Annotated in this window: 17 protein-coding genes; all 17 read left to right on the top strand. The window is 61.6% G+C overall.

The features are described 5' to 3' along the window. Positions 1-130: 130 nt before the first annotated feature. The 17 genes from ATI14_RS19345 (at position 131) to ATI14_RS19260 (ending at position 19,948) form a co-directional block, all read left to right on the top strand. A complete protein-coding gene (locus tag ATI14_RS19345; RefSeq protein ID WP_003219575.1) occupies positions 131-544 on the top strand; it encodes an NADH-quinone oxidoreductase subunit A in 414 nt (137 codons plus the stop codon). 10 nt (positions 545-554) lie between these two features. Further along, complete coding sequence (locus tag ATI14_RS19340) at positions 555-1,229, top strand: NuoB/complex I 20 kDa subunit family protein (RefSeq protein WP_016969249.1); 675 nt, start codon at positions 555-557, stop codon at positions 1,227-1,229. Positions 1,230-1,301: 72 nt separating this feature from the next. Further along, positions 1,302-3,086: an NADH-quinone oxidoreductase subunit C/D gene (gene nuoC / locus ATI14_RS19335; RefSeq protein WP_080520794.1), complete on the top strand. Its 1,785-nt coding sequence runs from the start codon at positions 1,302-1,304 to the stop codon at positions 3,084-3,086. A 2-nt stretch (positions 3,087-3,088) separates the two neighbouring features. Further along, positions 3,089-3,586: an NADH-quinone oxidoreductase subunit NuoE gene (gene nuoE, locus ATI14_RS19330; RefSeq protein WP_003174721.1), complete on the top strand. Its 498-nt coding sequence runs from the start codon at positions 3,089-3,091 to the stop codon at positions 3,584-3,586. Next, positions 3,583-4,938 carry an NADH-quinone oxidoreductase subunit NuoF gene (gene nuoF, locus ATI14_RS19325; RefSeq protein ID WP_016974050.1) on the top strand — a complete coding sequence of 452 codons (1,356 nt, stop codon included), beginning with the start codon at positions 3,583-3,585 and terminating at the stop codon, positions 4,936-4,938. The genes nuoE and nuoF overlap by 4 nt, the downstream gene beginning before the upstream one ends. 136 nt (positions 4,939-5,074) lie before the next feature. Then, positions 5,075-7,789: an NADH-quinone oxidoreductase subunit NuoG gene (gene nuoG, locus ATI14_RS19320; RefSeq protein WP_080520532.1), complete on the top strand. Its 2,715-nt coding sequence runs from the start codon at positions 5,075-5,077 to the stop codon at positions 7,787-7,789. Beyond that, the gene (gene nuoH, locus ATI14_RS19315) at positions 7,786-8,793 is read left to right on the top strand and encodes an NADH-quinone oxidoreductase subunit NuoH (protein WP_016974049.1); all 1,008 of its coding nucleotides are present in this window, start codon (positions 7,786-7,788) and stop codon (positions 8,791-8,793) included. Before nuoG ends, nuoH begins: the two co-directional genes overlap by 4 nt. A gap of 11 nt (positions 8,794-8,804) precedes the next feature. Continuing rightward, the gene (gene nuoI / locus ATI14_RS19310; RefSeq protein ID WP_003174725.1) at positions 8,805-9,353 is read left to right on the top strand and encodes an NADH-quinone oxidoreductase subunit NuoI; all 549 of its coding nucleotides are present in this window, start codon (positions 8,805-8,807) and stop codon (positions 9,351-9,353) included. A gap of 9 nt (positions 9,354-9,362) precedes the next feature. Next, complete coding sequence (nuoJ, locus tag ATI14_RS19305; RefSeq protein WP_016974048.1) at positions 9,363-9,866, top strand: NADH-quinone oxidoreductase subunit J; 504 nt, start codon at positions 9,363-9,365, stop codon at positions 9,864-9,866. A 2-nt stretch (positions 9,867-9,868) separates the two neighbouring features. Continuing rightward, entirely contained in the window at positions 9,869-10,177 is a 309-nt protein-coding gene (gene nuoK, locus ATI14_RS19300) for an NADH-quinone oxidoreductase subunit NuoK (RefSeq protein ID WP_003174727.1), read from the top strand. Next, positions 10,174-12,027 carry an NADH-quinone oxidoreductase subunit L gene (gene nuoL / locus ATI14_RS19295; RefSeq protein WP_016974047.1) on the top strand — a complete coding sequence of 618 codons (1,854 nt, stop codon included), beginning with the start codon at positions 10,174-10,176 and terminating at the stop codon, positions 12,025-12,027. The genes nuoK and nuoL overlap by 4 nt, the downstream gene beginning before the upstream one ends. Before the next feature lie 49 nt (positions 12,028-12,076). After that, the gene (nuoM, locus tag ATI14_RS19290; protein ID WP_016974046.1) at positions 12,077-13,609 is read left to right on the top strand and encodes an NADH-quinone oxidoreductase subunit M; all 1,533 of its coding nucleotides are present in this window, start codon (positions 12,077-12,079) and stop codon (positions 13,607-13,609) included. Positions 13,610-13,616: 7 nt separating this feature from the next. Then, positions 13,617-15,080 carry an NADH-quinone oxidoreductase subunit NuoN gene (nuoN, locus tag ATI14_RS19285; protein ID WP_016974045.1) on the top strand — a complete coding sequence of 488 codons (1,464 nt, stop codon included), beginning with the start codon at positions 13,617-13,619 and terminating at the stop codon, positions 15,078-15,080. 524 nt (positions 15,081-15,604) lie between these two features. Next, positions 15,605-16,342 (top strand): FadR/GntR family transcriptional regulator, encoded by a 738-nt coding sequence (locus ATI14_RS19275; RefSeq protein ID WP_016974044.1) that lies wholly within the window; start codon positions 15,605-15,607, stop codon positions 16,340-16,342. Next, positions 16,339-17,334 (top strand): ABC transporter ATP-binding protein, encoded by a 996-nt coding sequence (locus ATI14_RS19270; protein WP_016974043.1) that lies wholly within the window; start codon positions 16,339-16,341, stop codon positions 17,332-17,334. The genes ATI14_RS19275 and ATI14_RS19270 overlap by 4 nt, the downstream gene beginning before the upstream one ends. After that, positions 17,331-18,452, top strand: a complete 1,122-nt coding sequence (locus tag ATI14_RS19265; protein ID WP_016974042.1) for an ABC transporter ATP-binding protein — start codon at positions 17,331-17,333, stop codon at positions 18,450-18,452. Before ATI14_RS19270 ends, ATI14_RS19265 begins: the two co-directional genes overlap by 4 nt. After that, the gene (locus tag ATI14_RS19260; protein ID WP_016974041.1) at positions 18,449-19,948 is read left to right on the top strand and encodes an ABC transporter substrate-binding protein; all 1,500 of its coding nucleotides are present in this window, start codon (positions 18,449-18,451) and stop codon (positions 19,946-19,948) included. Before ATI14_RS19265 ends, ATI14_RS19260 begins: the two co-directional genes overlap by 4 nt.

The following is a 19,948-nucleotide window of genomic DNA, read 5'->3' as shown; positions in this document are numbered from 1 at the left end:
GCCACAGGAATTTTACTTGCCCGGTGTTTAGCCATAAAATCACCGCGATTGATTGCAGTGCGACATATCGTCACTGCATCGTTACTTTTTCGAGCTCAGAGACCTTTGCTCTCTGTTAAGGATTTCCAGCATGACCGAAGCGACAGGACTCATGGCCCACAACTGGGGCTTTGCCATTTTCCTCCTCGGTGTTGTCGGCCTCTGTGCCTTCATGCTCGGTGTCTCCAGCCTCCTCGGGTCAAAAGCCTGGGGCCGCAGCAAAAATGAACCGTTCGAGTCCGGCATGCTGCCTACAGGTGGCGCCCGCTTGCGGCTCTCAGCCAAATTCTATCTGGTCGCGATGCTGTTCGTGATCTTCGATATCGAAGCCCTCTTTCTCTTTGCCTGGTCTGTGTCCGTCCGCGAAAGCGGCTGGACCGGATTCGTCGAAGCTCTCGTTTTCATAGCAATTCTGTTGGCAGGCCTTGTCTACCTATTCCGAGTGGGCGCCCTTGACTGGGCTCCGGAAGCTCGTCGTAAGCGGCAAGCGAAGCTGAAACAATGAGGCTTTGGCGATGCAATACAATCTCACCAGGATCGACCCGGATGCTCCTAACGAGCAGTACCCCATCGGCGAACGGGAAACCGTTTCCGACCCGTTAGAAGACCAAGTCCACAAAAACATCTACATGGGCAAGCTCGAAGACGTGCTGAGTGGCGCGGTCAACTGGGGGCGTAAAAACTCCCTGTGGCCTTACAACTTCGGCCTTTCGTGCTGCTACGTGGAAATGACCACCGCCTTCACGGCGCCCCACGACATCGCGCGCTTTGGCGCCGAAGTTATCCGGGCCTCGCCGCGCCAGGCGGATTTCATGGTTATCGCCGGTACCTGCTTCATCAAGATGGCGCCGATCATTCAGCGTCTCTACGAGCAAATGCTCGAGCCGAAGTGGGTTATCTCCATGGGTTCGTGCGCCAACTCCGGTGGCATGTACGACATCTACTCCGTCGTTCAAGGGGTGGACAAGTTCCTGCCCGTGGACGTCTACGTGCCTGGCTGCCCGCCTCGCCCTGAAGCGTTCCTGCAAGGCTTGATGCTGCTGCAGGAATCGATTGGCAAGGAGCGTCGCCCGCTGTCCTGGGTCGTTGGTGATCAAGGCGTGTATCGCGCCGAGATGCCTTCGCAAAAGGAAGAGCGCCGCGAACAGCGAATCGCAGTCACCAACCTGCGCAGCCCTGACGAAGTCTGATCCAGCCCGCTTCTTTTATAGAACGAACACCTGGCTTCATTCTTTACGTTGACCGAAAGCGATAAAAAAACCATGACTACAGGCAGTGCTCTGTACATCCCGCCTTATAAGGCAGACGACCAGGATGTGGTCGTCGAACTCAATAACCGTTTTGGCCCTGACGCCTTCACCGCCCAGGCCACACGCACCGGTATGCCGGTGCTGTGGGTGGCGCGTGCCAGGCTCGTCGAAGTCCTGACCTTCCTGCGCAACCTGCCCAAGCCGTACGTCATGCTCTATGACCTGCATGGCGTGGACGAGCGCCTGCGTACCAAGCGTCAAGGGCTGCCAAGCGGCGCCGACTTCACCGTGTTCTACCACCTGATGTCGCTGGAACGTAACAGCGACGTGATGATCAAGGTCGCCCTGTCTGAAAGCGACTTGAGCATCCCGACCGTCACAGGTATCTGGCCGAACGCCAGCTGGTATGAGCGTGAAGTGTGGGACATGTTCGGTATCGACTTCCCGGGTCACCCGCACCTGTCGCGCATCATGATGCCGCCGACGTGGGAAGGTCACCCGCTGCGCAAGGACTTCCCTGCCCGCGCCACCGAATTCGACCCGTTCAGCCTCAACCTCGCCAAGCAGCAGCTTGAAGAAGAAGCGGCGCGTTTCCGTCCGGAAGACTGGGGCATGAAACGCTCCGGCACCAATGAGGACTACATGTTCCTCAACCTGGGCCCGAACCACCCTTCGGCTCACGGTGCCTTCCGTATCATCCTGCAACTGGATGGCGAAGAAATCGTCGACTGCGTACCGGACATCGGCTACCACCACCGTGGTGCCGAGAAGATGGCCGAGCGTCAGTCCTGGCACAGCTTCATCCCGTACACCGACCGTATCGACTACCTCGGCGGCGTGATGAACAACCTGCCGTACGTGCTCTCGGTCGAGAAGCTGGCCGGCATCAAGGTGCCAGACCGCGTCGACACCATCCGCATCATGATGGCCGAGTTCTTCCGGATCACCAGCCACCTGCTGTTCCTGGGTACCTATATCCAGGACGTCGGCGCCATGACCCCGGTGTTCTTCACCTTCACCGACCGTCAGCGCGCCTACAAGGTGATCGAAGCCATCACCGGTTTCCGCCTGCACCCGGCCTGGTACCGCATCGGCGGCGTCGCCCACGACCTGCCAAATGGCTGGGAGCGCCTGGTCAAGGAGTTCGTCGAGTGGATGCCCAAGCGTCTGGACGAATACCAAAAGGCCGCGCTGGATAACAGCATCCTTAAAGGCCGTACCATCGGCGTCGCCCAATACAACACCAAAGAAGCCCTGGAATGGGGCGTCACCGGTGCTGGCCTGCGCTCCACCGGCTGCAATTTCGACCTGCGTAAAGCGCGCCCGTACTCCGGCTACGAGAACTTCGAATTCGAAGTGCCGCTGGCGGCCAATGGCGATGCCTACGACCGTTGCATCGTGCGCGTCGAAGAAATGCGCCAGAGCCTGAAGATCATCGAGCAGTGCATGCGCAACATGCCGGCCGGCCCGTACAAGGCGGATCACCCGCTGACCACGCCACCGCCGAAAGAGCGCACGCTGCAGCACATCGAAACCCTGATCACGCACTTCCTGCAAGTTTCGTGGGGCCCGGTCATGCCGGCCAACGAATCCTTCCAGATGATCGAAGCGACCAAGGGTATCAACAGTTATTACCTGACGAGCGATGGCGGCACCATGAGCTACCGCACCCGGATCCGTACCCCAAGCTTCGCCCACTTGCAGCAGATCCCTTCGGTGATCAAAGGCGAGATGGTCGCGGACTTGATTGCGTACCTGGGTAGTATCGATTTCGTTATGGCCGACGTGGACCGCTAAGCATGAACAGCACGCTTATCCAGACAGACCGTTTCACCTTGAGTGAAACCGAGCGCTCGGCCATCGAGCACGAGCTGCATCACTACGAAGACCCGCGCGCGGCGTCGATCGAAGCCTTGAAGATCGTCCAGAAGGAACGTGGCTGGGTGCCGGACGGCGCCCTCTACGCCATCGGCGAAATCCTCGGCATCCCCGCCAGCGACGTTGAAGGCGTGGCCACGTTCTACAGCCAGATCTTCCGTCAGCCGGTGGGCCGCCACATCATTCGCGTGTGCGACAGCATGGTCTGCTACATCGGTGGTCACGAGTCCGTGGTCAGCGAGATCCAGAACAAGCTGGGCATTGGCCTGGGCCAGACCACCCCGGACGGCCGCTTCACGCTGCTGCCGGTGTGCTGCCTGGGCAACTGCGACAAGGCGCCGGCGTTGATGATCGACGACGACACATTCGGTGACGTGCAGCCTGCTGGCGTGACCCAATTGCTTGAGGGCTACCCATGACCCTTACATCTTTCGGCCCGGCCAACCTGATCAAGCGTTCGCCTGAGACCCACCCGCTGACCTGGCGCCTGCGTGACGATGCCGAGCCGGTATGGCTCGACGAATACCAGGCCAAGAACGGTTACGCGGCTGCGCGCAAAGCCTTCGCCGACATGGCCCAGGACGATATCGTCCAGACCGTGAAAGACGCCGGCCTCAAAGGCCGCGGCGGTGCAGGCTTCCCCACTGGCGTTAAGTGGGGCCTGATGCCCAAGGACGAATCCATCAACATCCGTTACCTGCTGTGCAACGCGGATGAAATGGAACCCAACACCTGGAAAGACCGCATGCTGATGGAGCAACTGCCCCATCTGCTGATCGAAGGCATGCTGATCAGTGCCCGCGCGCTGAAAACCTACCGGGGCTACATCTTCCTGCGTGGCGAGTACACCACCGCTGCCAAGCACCTCAACCGTGCCGTGGAAGAAGCCAAAGCCGCAGGCCTGTTGGGCAAAAACATCCTCGGTTCGGGTTTTGACTTCGAACTGTTCGTGCACACCGGCGCCGGGCGTTATATCTGCGGTGAAGAAACCGCACTGATCAACTCCCTGGAAGGCCGCCGCGCCAACCCGCGCTCCAAGCCGCCCTTCCCTGCCGCCGTGGGCGTGTGGGGCAAGCCGACGTGCGTAAACAACGTCGAGACCCTGTGCAACGTGCCGGCGATCATCGCCGACGGCGTGGACTGGTACAAATCGTTGGCCCGCGAAGGCAGCGAAGACATGGGCACCAAGCTCATGGGCTTCTCCGGCAAGGTCAAGAACCCAGGCCTGTGGGAGCTGCCATTCGGCGTGACCGCCCGCGAGCTGTTCGAAGACTACGCCGGCGGCATGCGCGACGGTTACACCCTGAAAGCCTGGCAGCCTGGCGGCGCCGGCACCGGCTTCCTGCTCCCTGAGCACCTCGACGCACAGATGTATGCCGGCGGTATCGGCAAGGTCGGCACCCGGATGGGTACGGGCCTGGCGATGGCGGTGGACAACACCGTGAACATGGTCTCGCTGCTGCGCAACATGGAGCAGTTCTTTGCCCGTGAATCGTGCGGTTTCTGCACCCCATGCCGCGACGGTTTGCCGTGGAGCGTGAAGCTCTTGATGGCGATCGAGAAAGGTGAAGGCCAGCCAGGCGACATCGAGACCCTGCTGGGTCTGGTCGGTTTCCTCGGCCCAGGCAAGACCTTCTGTGCTCACGCACCGGGCGCCGTGGAGCCATTGGGCAGCGCCATCAAATACTTCCGCTCGGAGTTCGAAGCCGGCATCGCGCCCAAAAGCGCGGCCGTCCCGCCTCTGGCAAGGCCGATTGTAGTCGGCGCATAACGTTTCAAAAGGCGAAGGGTCCGTGCCCTTCGCCTTTCTCATGGGCTGACGCCGTAAAGGCTGTGTTGATGCCCATGAATAACAAGATTCCATTAGCCACGCCCGCTGACAACGGGCCAACGAAGAACTTTGAACCATGGCCACTATCCACGTAGACGGCAAAGCGCTCGAAGTCGATGGGGCAGACAACCTGTTACAGGCGTGTCTGTCACTCGGCCTCGATATTCCGTATTTCTGCTGGCACCCCGCTCTCGGTAGCGTCGGTGCCTGTCGCCAGTGTGCGGTCAAGCAATACACCGACGAGAACGACACCCGTGGTCGCATCGTCATGTCGTGCATGACCCCAGCCACCGACAACACCTGGATCTCCATCGACGATGAAGAATCCAAGGCGTTCCGCGCCAGCGTCGTCGAATGGCTGATGACCAACCACCCCCACGACTGCCCGGTCTGTGAGGAAGGCGGTCACTGCCACCTGCAAGACATGACCGTGATGACCGGCCACAACGAGCGCCGTTATCGCTTCACCAAGCGTACCCACCAGAACCAGGACCTCGGCCCGTTCATTTCCCACGAAATGAACCGCTGCATCGCCTGCTACCGTTGCGTGCGCTTCTATAAGGACTACGCCGGCGGCACCGACCTGGGCGTGTTCGGCGCCCACGACAACGTGTACTTCGGTCGCGTCGAAGACGGCGTGCTGGAAAGCGAGTTCTCCGGCAACCTCACCGAGGTCTGCCCGACCGGTGTGTTCACCGACAAGACGCACTCCGAGCGCTACAACCGCAAGTGGGACATGCAATTCGCCCCGAGCATCTGCCATGGCTGCTCCAGCGGTTGCAACATCTCCCCGGGCGAGCGCTACGGTGAACTGCGTCGCATCGAAAACCGCTTCAACGGTTCGGTCAACCAGTACTTCCTGTGCGACCGTGGCCGTTTCGGCTATGGCTACGTCAACCGCGAAGACCGCCCGCGTCAGCCACTGCTGGCCAATGGCGGCAAGCTGAGCCTGGACGATGCGCTGGATAAAGCCGCCGACCTGCTGCGCGGTCGCAACATCGTCGGTATCGGTTCGCCGCGCGCCAGCCTCGAAAGCAACTTCGCGTTGCGCGAGCTGGTGGGTGCCGAGCACTTCTACTCCGGTATTGAAGCCGGTGAACTGGAGCGCATCCGCCTGGTCCTGCAAGTGCTGAACGACAGCCCGCTGCCGGTGCCGAACATGCGCGACATCGAGGACCACGACGCCATCTTCGTGCTCGGTGAAGACCTGACCCAGACTGCTGCCCGTGTCGCCCTGTCCCTGCGCCAGTCGGTCAAGGGCAAGGCAGAAGACATGGCTGACGCCATGCGCGTACAGCCTTGGCTCGACGCCGCCGTGAAAAACATCGGCCAGCACGCGCTGAACCCGCTGTTTATCGCGAGCCTGGCTGAAACCAAGCTCGACGACATCGCCGAAGAATGTGTGCACGCCGCGCCGGACGACCTGGCCCGCCTCGGTTTCGCCGTGGCCCACGCCCTGGACGCCAGCGCGCCTGCCGTCGAAGGCCTGGACACTGAAGCCGTTGAGCTGGCCCAGCGCATCGCCGACGCCCTGCTGGCCGCCAAGCGTCCATTGATCATTGCCGGTACCTCGCTGGGTTCCAAGGCGCTGATCGAAGCCGCCGCCAACATCGCCAAAGCCTTGAAGCTGCGCGACAAGAACGGTTCCATCAGCCTGGTCGTGCCGGAAGCCAACAGCCTTGGCCTGGCCATGCTCGGTGGCGAGTCCCTGGACGCCGCGCTGCAAGCCGTGACCGATGGCAAAGCCGACGCCATCGTCGTGCTGGAAAACGACCTGTACACCCGCACCGATGCCGCCAAGGTTGACGCTGCGCTCAACGCCGCCAAGGTGCTGATCGTTGCCGACCACCAGAAGACCGCCACCAGCGAGCGTGCCGACCTGGTCCTGCCAGCCGCCACCTTCGCCGAAGGCGACGGTACCCTGGTCAGCCAGGAAGGCCGCGCCCAGCGCTTCTTCCAGGTGTTCGATCCGAAGTACATGGACGCCAGCATCCTGGTTCACGAAGGCTGGCGCTGGCTGCATGCCCTGCGCGCCACCCTGCTGAACCAGCCGATCGACTGGACCCAGCTCGACCACGTCACCGCCGCCACCGCCGCGAGCGCGCCACAGCTGGCCCGTATCGTCGACGCTGCACCGTCCGCCGCGTTCCGCATCAAGGGCATGAAGCTTGCCCGTGAGCCGCTGCGTTACTCCGGTCGTACCGCCATGCGCGCCAACATCAGCGTGCACGAACCGCGTACCCCGCAAGACCCGGACACCGCGTTCGCCTTCTCCATGGAAGGTTACTCGGGTTCGGTCGAGCCGCGTCAGCAGGTGCCATTCGCCTGGTCACCGGGCTGGAACTCGCCACAGGCCTGGAACAAGTTCCAGGACGAAGTCGGTGGTCACATCCGCGCTGGCGACCCGGGCACCCGCCTGATCGAAAGCACCGGTGACGCGCTGAACTGGTTCGCCGCCGTACCACGTCCGTTCAACCCGGCCCAGGGCACCTGGCAGGTTGTGCCGTTCTTCCACCTGTTCGGCAGCGAAGAAAACTCTTCCAAGGCCGCACCGGTTCAAGAGCGCATTCCGGCCGCCTACGTTTCCCTGGCCAAGTCGGAAGCCGACCGCCTGGGCGTCAACGACGGTGCCCTGCTCAGCCTGAACGTGGCCGGCCAGACCCTGCGTCTGCCGCTGCGCATCAACGAAGAGTTGGGCGCTGGCCTGGTTGCACTGCCGAAAGGTTTCGCCGGCATTCCAGCGGCCATCTTTGGCAAAACCGTTGACGGTCTGCAGGAGGCAGCGCAATGACTTGGTTCACTCCTGAAGTGATCGATGTGATCATCTCGGTTCTAAAAGCCATCGTGATCCTGTTGGCCGTGGTCGTCGCGGGCGCCCTGCTCAGCTTCGTCGAACGTCGCCTGCTGGGCTGGTGGCAGGACCGTTACGGTCCGAACCGCGTTGGCCCGTTCGGTATGTTCCAGATCGCGGCCGACATGCTGAAAATGTTCTTCAAGGAAGACTGGACCCCGCCGTTTGCCGACAAGGTGATCTTCACCCTGGCACCGGTAGTAGCCATGAGCGCCTTGCTGATCGCCTTCGCGATCATCCCGATCACCCCGACCTGGGGCGTGGCGGACCTGAACATCGGCTTGCTGTTCTTCTTCGCCATGGCCGGTCTGTCGGTCTACGCGGTGCTGTTCGCCGGTTGGTCGAGCAACAACAAGTTCGCCCTGCTGGGCAGCTTGCGGGCCTCGGCCCAGACCGTGTCCTACGAAGTGTTCATGGGCCTGGCGCTGATGGGCATCGTGGTGCAGGTCGGCTCGTTCAACATGCGCGATATCGTCGAGTATCAGGCACAGAACCTGTGGTTCATCATTCCGCAGTTCTTCGGCTTCTGTACGTTCTTCATCGCCGGCGTCGCCGTGACTCACCGTCACCCGTTCGACCAGCCGGAAGCGGAACAGGAACTGGCCGACGGTTATCACATTGAATATGCCGGCATGAAATGGGGCATGTTCTTCGTGGGTGAGTACATCGGCATCATCCTGATCTCGGCCCTGCTGGTCACGCTGTTCTTCGGCGGCTGGCACGGTCCGTTCAACATCCTGCCGCAGTTGGCCTTCTTCTGGTTCTTCCTGAAGACCGCGTTTTTCATCATGTTGTTTATCCTGCTGCGCGCTTCCATTCCGCGTCCACGATACGACCAGGTGATGGATTTCAGCTGGCGCTTCTGCCTGCCGCTGACCCTGATCAATTTGCTGGTGACGGCTGCCGTTGTGTTGTTGAACACGCCAGCCGGCGCGGTTCAGTGAGGATTTGACCCATGTTCAAATATATTGGCGACATCGTTAAAGGTACCGGTACCCAATTGCGAAGCCTGGTGATGGTGTTCGGCCATGGCTTCCGCAAACGCGACACCCTGCAATACCCGGAAGAGGCGGTCTACCTGCCGCCGCGCTACCGCGGCCGCATCGTGCTTACCCGCGACCCCGATGGTGAAGAGCGTTGCGTAGCCTGCAACCTGTGCGCCGTGGCGTGCCCGGTGGGTTGTATCTCCCTGCAGAAAGCTGAAACCGAAGACGGTCGCTGGTACCCGGACTTCTTCCGCATCAACTTCTCGCGCTGCATTTTCTGCGGCCTCTGCGAGGAAGCTTGCCCGACCACCGCCATCCAGCTCACGCCGGATTTCGAGATGGCCGAGTTCAAACGTCAGGACCTGGTGTACGAGAAAGAAGATCTGCTGATCTCTGGTCCCGGTAAAAACCCTGATTACAACTTCTATCGTGTTGCAGGTATGGCCGTTGCCGGTAAGCCGAAGGGCGCCGCACAAAACGAAGCCGAGCCGATCAACGTGAAGAGCTTGCTGCCTTAAGGAAGAAAGATGGAATTCGCTTTCTATTTCGCGTCCGGTATTGCAGTGGTGTCCACGCTTCGCGTGATCACCAACACCAATCCTGTGCACGCCCTGCTCTACCTGATCATTTCGTTGATCGCCGTGGCCATGACCTTCTTCAGCCTCGGCGCACCGTTCGCCGGTGTGCTGGAAGTGATCGCCTACGCCGGCGCCATCATGGTGCTGTTCGTGTTTGTGGTGATGATGCTCAACCTGGGGCCGGCTTCGGTCGCCCAGGAGCGCGTCTGGCTCAAGCCCGGCATCTGGCTCGGCCCGGTTGTGCTGGCAGCCCTGCTGCTGGGTGAACTGCTGTATGTGCTGTTCGCTCACCAGAGCGGCCAGGCCATCGGCCACACCACCGTAGACGCGAAGGCCGTGGGCATCAGCCTGTTCGGCCCGTACCTGCTGGTGGTCGAACTGGCGTCGATGCTGCTGCTCGCTGCAGCCGTCACCGCCTTCCACTTGGGCCGCAACGAAGCCAAGGAGCAATGACGATGCCTGCTATCCCTTTGGAGCATGGTCTGGCGGTCGCCGGCATCCTGTTCTGCCTTGGCCTGGTCGGCCTGATGGTTCGCCGTAACATTCTGTTCGTGTTGATGAGCCTGGAAATCATGATGAACGCCGCCGCACTGGCTTTCATCGTTGCGGGTGCACGTTGGGGCCAGCCGGATGGACAAGTCATGTTCATTCTGGTGATCAGCCTGGCAGCCGCCGAGGCCAGTATCGGCCTGGCGATCCTGCTGCAACTGTATCGTCGCTTCCACACGCTTGATATCGACGCTGCCAGTGAGATGCGCGGATGAACATGATCTTTCTGACTTTCGTATTCCCCCTGATCGGTTTCCTGCTGCTGTCGTTCTCTCGCGGACGCTGGTCGGAAAACCTCTCGGCCCTGGTGGGCGTGGGTTCCATTGGCCTGTCGGCCATCGTGGCCGCCTACGTCATCTGGCAATTCAACGTGGCACCGCCGGAAGGCGGCCACTACACCCTGGTGCTGTGGCAGTGGATGTCGGTGGAGGGCTTCAAGCCCAACTTCGCCCTCTACATCGACGGCCTGTCGATCACCATGCTCGGCGTGGTGGTGGGTGTAGGCTTCCTGATCCACCTGTTCGCGTCCTGGTACATGCGCGGTGAAGCGGGCTACTCGCGCTTCTTCTCGTACACCAACCTGTTTATCGCCAGCATGCTGTTCCTGGTGCTCGGCGATAACCTGTTGTTCCTGTACTTCGGCTGGGAAGGCGTGGGCCTGTGCTCGTACCTGTTGATCGGTTTCTACTACAGCAACCGCAACAACGGTAACGCGGCCCTTAAAGCCTTCATCGTGACCCGTATCGGTGACGTGTTCATGGCCATCGGCCTGTTCATCCTGTTCCAACAGGTGGGCACGCTGAACATCCAGGAACTGCTGGTGCTGGCACCGCAGAAATTCCAGGTTGGCGACTTCTGGATCACCCTTGCTACCCTGATGTTGCTGGGCGGTGCTGTGGGTAAATCCGCGCAACTGCCGCTGCAAACCTGGCTGGCGGATGCGATGGCCGGCCCTACCCCTGTTTCCGCACTGATTCACGCGGCAACGATGGTAACGGCGGGGGTCTACCTGATCGCCCGTACCCACGGCCTGTTCACCCTGGCGCCGGAAATCCTGCACCTGGTGGGCCTGGTAGGCGGTGTGACCCTGGTACTGGCCGGCTTCGCTGCGCTGGTACAGACCGACATCAAGCGTATCCTCGCCTACTCGACCATGAGCCAGATCGGCTACATGTTCCTGGCCCTGGGCGTTGGCGCCTGGGACGCGGCGATCTTCCACCTGATGACTCACGCCTTCTTCAAGGCCCTGCTGTTCCTCGCTTCCGGTGCGGTGATCGTTGCCTGCCACCACGAGCAGAACATCTTCAAGATGGGCGGCCTGTGGAGGAAACTGCCGTTGGCCTACGCCAGCTTCATCGTCGGTGGTGCCGCCCTGGCCGCCCTGCCGCTGGTGACCGCAGGTTTCTACTCGAAAGACGAAATCCTCTGGGAAGCCTTTGCCAGCGGTAACCAGAACCTGCTGTACGCAGGCCTGGTGGGTGCATTCATGACCTCGCTGTACACCTTCCGGCTGATCTTCATCACCTTCCACGGTGAAGCCAAGACTGAAGCACACGCAGGCCACGGCATTTCGCACTGGCTGCCCTTGTCGGTACTGATCGTGCTGTCGACCTTCGTCGGCGCCCTGATCACCCCGCCACTGGCTGGCGTGCTGCCAGAAAGCGCCGGCCATGCCGGTGGCGCTGCCAAGCACAGCCTGGAAATCGCCTCGGGCGCTATCGCTATCGCCGGCATCCTGTTGGCCGCGCTGCTGTTCCTGGGCAAGCGTCGCTTCGTGACCGCCGTGGCCAACAGTGGCATTGGCCGCTTCCTGTCGGCCTGGTGGTTCGCTGCCTGGGGCTTCGACTGGATCTACGACAAACTGTTCGTCAAGCCTTACCTGGCCATCAGCCATGTACTGCGCAAAGACCCGCTTGACCAGACCATCGGTTTGATCCCGCGCGCCGCCAAGGCCGGTCACACCGCCCTGAGCCGCAGCGAGACTGGCCAGTTGCGTTGGTACGCTGCTTCCATGGCTGCCGGTGCGGTACTGGTGATCGGCGCCATCGTTGTGGTAGCGGTCTGACTATGAACTTTGCCAACTTTGCGAACTTGCGAAAGGAAACGAGCCTGTCATGATTCTGCCCTGGCTAATCCTGATCCCCTTCATCGGCGGCCTGCTCTGCTGGATGGGTGAACGCTTCGGCGCCACCCTCCCCCGCTGGATTGCGTTGCTGACCATGTCCCTGGAACTCGCACTCGGCCTCTGGCTGTGGGCCCATGGCGACTATTCATTTGCTCCGGCACCGGGTGTCGATCCAACGTTCGCGCTTGAATTCAAGCACGTGTGGATCCAGCGCTTCGGCATCAACGTGCACCTGGCCCTCGACGGCCTGTCGCTGTTGATGATCCTGCTGACCGGCCTGCTGGGTATCCTCTCGGTACTCTGCTCCTGGAAAGAGATCCAGCGTCACGTGGGCTTCTTCCACCTGAACCTGATGTGGATCCTGGGTGGCGTCGTCGGCGTGTTCCTCGCCCTCGACCTGTTCATGTTCTTCTTCTTCTGGGAAATGATGCTGGTGCCGATGTACTTCCTCATCGCGCTCTGGGGTCACAGCTCTTCGGACGGCAAGAAAACCCGGATCTACGCGGCGACCAAGTTCTTCATCTTCACCCAGGCTTCCGGCCTGATCATGTTGGTGGCGATCCTGGGCCTGGTACTGGTCAACTTCAACAACACCGGCGTGATCACCTTCAACTACGCCGACCTGTTGAAAACCAAGATGTCCCTGACCACCGAGTACATCCTGATGCTGGGCTTCTTCATCGCGTTCGCGGTGAAGCTGCCGGTGGTGCCGTTCCACTCCTGGCTGCCTGATGCTCACGCCCAGGCGCCGACCGCAGGTTCCGTAGACCTGGCCGGTATCCTGTTGAAGACCGCTGCGTATGGTCTGCTGCGTTTCGCCCTGCCGCTGTTCCCGAATGCCTCGGCCGAGTTTGCGCCGATCGCCATGACCCTGGGTCTGATCGGGATCTTCTACGGTGCGTTCCTGGCCTTCGCACAAACCGACATCAAGCGTCTGATCGCCTTCTCGTCCGTTTCCCACATGGGTTTCGTGCTGATCGGCATCTACTCCGGCAGCCAACTGGCGCTGCAAGGCGCGGTGATCCAGATGTTGGCCCACGGTGTTTCGGCCGCTGCCCTCTTTATCCTGAGTGGCCAGTTGTACGAGCGCCTGCACACCCGTGACATGCGTGAAATGGGTGGCGTGTGGTCGCGCATCGCTTACCTGCCGGCGATCAGCCTGTTCTTCGCCGCCGCGTCCCTGGGCTTGCCGGGCACCGGCAACTTCATCGGCGAGTTCCTGATCCTGATGGGCTCGTTTGTGCAGACGCCGTGGATCAGTGCCATTGCTACCTCCGGCCTGGTATTCGGTTCGGTCTACTCGCTGATCATGATCCACCGCGCCTACTTCGGCCCGGCCAAGTCCGACACCGTCCTGCAAGGGATGGACGCTCGCGAACTGATCATGGTGCTCGGCCTTGCGGTATTGCTGATCTACATCGGCGTGTACCCGCAACCGTTCCTGGACACTTCTGCCGCAACGATGCATGGCGTGCAGCAGTGGTTCGGCACCGCCTTCTCTCAACTCGCTTCGGCCCGGTAAGAGCGCTATGGAATTCACGATCCAACACTTTATCGCGCTTGCGCCGCTGCTGATTACCAGCCTCACCATCGTGGTGGTGATGCTGGCAATCGCCTGGCGCCGCAATCACTCGCAAACGTTCCTGCTGTCCTGTGCCGGTCTGAACCTGGCCCTCCTGTCGATCATCCCGGCCCTCAAGGTCGCGCCACTGGCGGTCACGCCATTGATGATGGTGGATGACTTCGCCCTGCTGTACATCGCGTTGATCCTGGTGGCCACCCTGGCTTGCGTCACCCTCGCCCACGCCTACCTCGGCGAAGGCGGCACCGGCTACCCGGGCAACCGCGAAGAGCTGTACCTGCTGATCCTGCTGGCTGCAGCCGGTGGAATCGTGCTGGTCAGCGCACAGCACCTGGCGGGCCTGTTCATCGGCCTGGAGCTGCTGTCGATCCCGACTTACGGTCTGGTGGCCTATGCGTTCTTCAACAAGCGCTCCCTGGAAGCCGGCATCAAGTACATGGTGCTGTCGGCGGCCGGTTCTGCGTTCCTGTTGTTCGGTATGGCCCTGCTCTACGCAGAAGCCGGCAGCCTGAGCTTCACCGGTATCGGCCACGCTCTGGCCGCGACCAACATGCCTGCGCCAATCGCCCAGCTGGGCCTGGCCATGATGTTGATCGGCCTGGCGTTCAAGCTCTCCCTGGTGCCATTCCACCTGTGGACCCCGGACGTGTACGAAGGCGCTCCGGCGCCCGTGGCTGCGTTCCTGGCCACTGCGTCCAAGGTTGCAGTGTTTGCAGTGATGGTGCGTCTGTTCCAGATCTCTCCGGCTGCCAATACCGGCGTGCTGAGCACCGTGCTGACCGTGATCGCCATTGCGTCGATCCTGTTCGGTAACCTGCTGGCCCTGACCCAGAACAACCTCAAGCGTCTGCTGGGTTATTCGTCCATCGCCCACTTCGGCTACCTGCTGATCGCCCTGGTGGCGAGCAAAGGCCTGGCCGTGGAAGCCATGGGCGTGTACCTGGTCACCTACGTGATCACCAGCCTGGGTGCATTCGGTGTGATCACGCTGATGTCCTCGCCGTTCAAAGGCCGTGACGCCGACGCCCTGTACGAATACCGCGGCCTGTTCTGGCGCCGTCCGTACCTGACCGCCGTACTGACCGTGATGATGCTGTCCCTGGCCGGTATCCCGCTCACTGCCGGCTTCATCGGCAAGTTCTACATCGTCGCCACCGGTGTTGAAGCCCACGAGTGGTGGTTGGTCGCGTCCCTGGTACTGGGCAGCGCCATCGGCGTGTTTTACTACCTGCGCGTGATGGTCACCCTGTACCTGATCGAGCCAAACCTGCGCCGTGTTGACGCCGAGCTGCACTGGGAACAGAAGGCAGGCGGCGTGATGCTGCTGGCCATCGCCCTGCTCGCGTTCTTCCTGGGCGTGTACCCTCAGCCGTTGCTCACCCTGGTGCAGCACGCGGTGTTGGGGGTTTGATCGCTTAAGCAGATGCAGTAAACAAAACGGCGCCTTCGGGCGCCGTTTTTGCGTTCTGGCTTTTGTGGGAGCTGGCTTGCCTGCGATGGCATCAACGGTGTGTGCCTGATGTACCGAGGTGTCTGCATCGCAGGCAAGCCAGCCCTCACAGAAAAGCAGATCTGTGCAGATAGTGACGCCTTACTCGCGCCCACATTTGAACCGGCTCACACGCGGCAACCCGCGTCAGGCAAACGCCTCATCAAGACGCACGCTAAAGAGGCGCACGTTACATTTGTGCACACAGATACCCCCCTCTCCAAAAAATTGGTTCAGATAGCGCCGAACCAATCACATTTGACTCCAACGCCTCATACCGGTCCGTCCATACGCTCACTGCCATAAGCCCACCCCCCAGCAAAAGCGGACTGCCCTGCCAGCGAACCAATTGAAATTGGCATCACGCTTGCAATCCCCCTTCCACCGCAGATCGTGGGTCCACCCCCTCCCTGCTCGCATTTTCTGGTCAGTCACGAGAAACCATTATGGAAAGGTTCGAGACCGAAGCATCCCCCAACAAGTCCTCGAAAATGGCGCTGGACGTGCTGCGCCAAATGGTCGCCCAGCACGCCTCGACACCCCAGCGAGCGTTGCCTACCGAGCGTGAACTGGCTGCCGAGTTTGGCGCCAGCCGCCGGGCAATCCGGCATGCACTCGCCGTGCTCGAAGCTGAAGGGCGTATCTGGCGACGGCAGGGAAAAGGCACCTATGTCGGCCCCACCCCGCCGAGCGCCAGCATGACGTTTGCCAAAGTCGCCAGCCGAACCAATTTCAGCGAAGTCATGGAAGCCCGCCTCTACCTGGAGCCCGCGCTGGCCTCGCTGGCCGCCGTGCGTGCCAGCGGTGAGCAAATGGCGATTTTGCGCCGCTTGGTCGAGCGCACCAGCTTCCAGCAGGGCGTGGACGAAACCGACGCCGAATCCATCGAGCTCTGGGACAGCGCCCTGCATCGCGCCATCGCCGAAGCTTCAGGCAACCGCTTGATGCTGGACCTGTTCGAAATGCTCGATGCCATCCGCCTTGATCCGGTCTGGCGCGACCTGCGGCACAGGGCCCGCAGTAACGAGCGCCTGGAAATGTACAGCCATGACCACGACGACATTGTCAGCGCCATCGAAAGCCGTGACCCGGTCAAGGCCGCAACCGCCATGCGTGGTCACCTGCGCGCCCTGCAACAGGCCCTGGAAGCCGTCGTCCAGCAAGACCTTGAGGCCAGCCTATGAATCCCGACCTTTCCCCCGTACTGAGCATCGACAACCTGACCGTGCGCTTTAAAGGTGCCCCGGCCAACGTGGTTGATGGTGTGTCGTTCGCCGTGCTAGCCGGCAAGACCCTGGCCATCGTCGGCGAATCCGGCTGTGGCAAAAGCGTGACCTCAATGGCGCTGATGGGCCTGCTGCCCGACACCGCCACGGTTGAAGCCAGTGCCTCAAGCCTGTTGGGCGAAGCGTTGCTGCACATGGCCGACGAACGTTTGCTGGATGTACGCGGCAATCATATGGCGATGATTTTTCAGGAGCCGATGACCTCGCTCAACCCTGTGTTCACCATTGGCGAGCAGATCGCCGAGAGCGTGGTGCGGCACCAGGGGCTCTCCCCTGCGCAAGCCCGCCAGCGCGCGCTGCAGATGCTGGAAAAGGTCCGCGTGCCCGACGCCGCGCAACGCCTGGACGCTTACCCCCATGAGCTTTCGGGCGGGATGCGCCAACGGGCGATGATCGCCATGGCCCTGGCCAATAACCCGAAACTGATCATCGCCGACGAACCCACCACCGCCCTGGATGTGACCATTCAAGCGCAAATTCTCGCGCTGGTCGGCACGCTGCAAGCCGAAACGGGAACCTCGATGATCCTCATCACCCACGACCTCGGCGTTGTCGCCGAAGTCGCCGACGACGTCATGGTGATGTACGCCGGGCAGGTGGTTGAAAGCGGCCCGGTCAAAGCCCTGTTCGATGACCCGCAACACCCTTACACCATTGGCTTGATGGGTTCGATGCCCTCCATAGGCCCGCGCGAAGGCCGGTTGGCGACCATCAACGGGCGTGTGCCGACGCCCGCCGAAATGCCCGGCGGTTGCCGGTTCGCCGGGCGTTGCCCGTTTGCCCTTGCAGCCTGTCGCGAAGCGCGCCCGCCATTGCTGGAAGTCTCGAACGGGCATTTCGCCGCCTGCCTGCGCGTGCCACTGGAACAGCACCTGGGAGCAACCGCATGAAAGCACCCGAATGCAACCTCGGTACGAGCCCGGGCGCAGAACAGCCGATCCTGCAAAGCGTCGCCGTCAGCAAGCACTTCAAGCGCGAAACCGGGTTGTTTCAGCGCAAAAAGCCGCCCGTGCAGGCGGTCAATCAAGTGTCACTGGCGGTACGCAGGGGCGAAACCCTGGCACTGGTGGGGGAGTCCGGCTCCGGCAAGTCCACCCTTGGGCGCTTGCTGCTGAACCTGCTCAATCCGACCGCCGGTGATGTCATTTATGAAGGCCACAACCTGGCGCATTTGGCACAGGAACAGCTGCGCCAGGCGCGCCGCGATCTGCAAATCATCTTTCAAGACCCGTTCGCTTCGCTGAACCCGCGCATGAGCGTGGAGTCGATCATCGGCGAACCGATCTGGCTGCACACCGACAACAGCCGCAGCGCACGCCAAGACAAGGTCGCCGAACTGCTGCGCACTGTAGGCCTGGCCCCGGAGCACGGTCGGCGTTTTCCCCACGAGTTTTCCGGTGGACAGCGCCAGCGCATCGGCATCGCCCGGGCCCTGGCCTCTGAACCCCGTTTGATCCTCGGCGATGAACCCGTGTCGGCGCTGGACGTGTCGGTGCAGGCCCAAGTGGTCAACCTGCTCGAAGACCTCAAGCATCAATTTGGCCTGACCCTGGTCATCGTCGCCCATGGCCTGGCCGTGATCCGCCACATGAGCGACCGCGTGGCGGTGATGTACCTGGGCGAGATCGTCGAACTGGCCCCCGTGGACGCACTTTTCGAAACGCCACTGCACCCGTACACCCAAGCCCTGGTCGCCGCCGTGCCGGTCAGCCACCCCGACTTGCGCCAGCCGCGCCAGGTGCTGGGAGGTGACATGCCCAGCCCGAGCTCACCGCCATCAGGCTGCCGCTTCCATACCCGCTGCCCCCACGCCAAAGCAGTGTGCCGTGACGTCAAGCCGGTGTTTGAGAGCGTCGACGCCGAGCGTCAGGTCGCCTGCCATTACTGGCGTGAAATCGCCAACGCCGGCGCAGGTTCGCTGACGGTACCCACACCCAGCGCGGCCTATACCCAACGCCTGAGCCTGTTCAAAAGCCATCAAGCCCTATCTCTGGAGAGTCAGCCATGAAGTTCGCCCACCTCATGTCGGGAACGCTGCTACTGCTCGCTGCGAATGCTGCGGTTGCCGAATCCACGTTGCGCATCGGCATCCAGGATGACCCGGACGTGCTGGACCCGCACCGCTCGCGCACCTATTCAAGCCGGCTGGTCTATGCCGCGTTGTGCGACAAACTGGTCGACATCAATCCGCACCTCGAATACGTACCGCAACTGGCGACGGCCTGGCACTGGAGTGAAGACAACAAGACCCTGACCATGACCCTGCGCGACGGCGTGACCTTCCACGACGGCGAACCCTTCGACGCCGCCGCCGTGAAGTTCAACCTCGACCGCGCCCGCACCCTGCCCGACTCGCTGCGCAAGAGCGAATTGTCGTCGGTGGACAGCGTTGAGGTGGTCGATGCACGCACGGTGGCAATCAGGGTCAAGCAACCCGACGCCACGTTGATATCCCAACTGTCGGACCGCGCCGGGATGATGTTGGCGCCGAAAGCCTCGGCGACGGAGGTGGGCTCAAGGCCCATCTGCTCCGGCCCCTATAAGTTCGTGCAGCGCGTGCAGCAGGACCGCATCGTGCTGGAGCGCTTCGACAACTACTGGAACAAGCAGGCGTATCACTTCGACAAGGTAATTTTCCTGCCCATTCCTGACACTTCAGTACGCCTTGCCAACCTGCGTTCGGGCGACCTGCAGATGATCGAGCGCGTCGCTCCCACCGACGTCAAAACCGCCAGGGCCGACAGCAAACTGCAAGTCTTCAACACGCCGGGGCTGGGCTATATGCAGCTGATGTACAACACCAACAATGGCGAGCGCGCCAAAACCCCAATGGGCCAGGACAAACGCGTGCGCAAGGCTTTTGAACTGGCGATTGACCGCGATGCAATCAACCAGGTGGTGTTCGAAGGGCTTTATGCACCCGGCGCCCAACCGTTCCCCATGAGCAGCCCGTATTACGACAAAAGCCTGCCGGTCCCCGCGCGTGACGTGGAACACAGCAAAAAACTGCTGGCCGAGGCCGGCGTCACACTGCCGCTGGCAGTGGAGTTGAAAGTCGCCAACAACCCCATCGCGCAACAGGTGGGCCAGATCATTCAGGCGATGGCCGGCGAAGCAGGGTTCAAGGTCAACCTGGTCGCCACCGAGTACGCCACGCTGCTCAGCGAACAACAGTCGGGGAACTTCCAGGTCGGCATGAGCGCCTGGTCGGGCCGCCCGGACCCGGACGGCGACATCTATCAGTTCGTTGCCTGTAAAGGCGGCCAGAACGACGGCCACTTCTGTGACCCGAAACTCGATGCATTGCTCGACAAGGCCCGCACCGTCAACGACCAGGCGCAGCGTCAAGCGTTGTACTTCGAAGCGCTGCGCCTGCTCGCCGATGACGTGCCCGCCAGCTACCTGTATTTCGACCCGCGAATCATCGCCATGCGCGCCGACATCAGTGGTTTCGTGCCGAACCCGGACGGGCTGATCCGTCTGGAAAACGTCGTCATCAAGTAA

It is taken from the genome of Pseudomonas tolaasii NCPPB 2192 (genome assembly GCF_002813445.1).
GTDB lineage: Bacteria > Pseudomonadota > Gammaproteobacteria > Pseudomonadales > Pseudomonadaceae > Aquipseudomonas > Aquipseudomonas tolaasii.
Note: the sequence above shows the minus strand (reverse complement) of the source record. Positions and strands in the feature narration are given on the sequence as shown.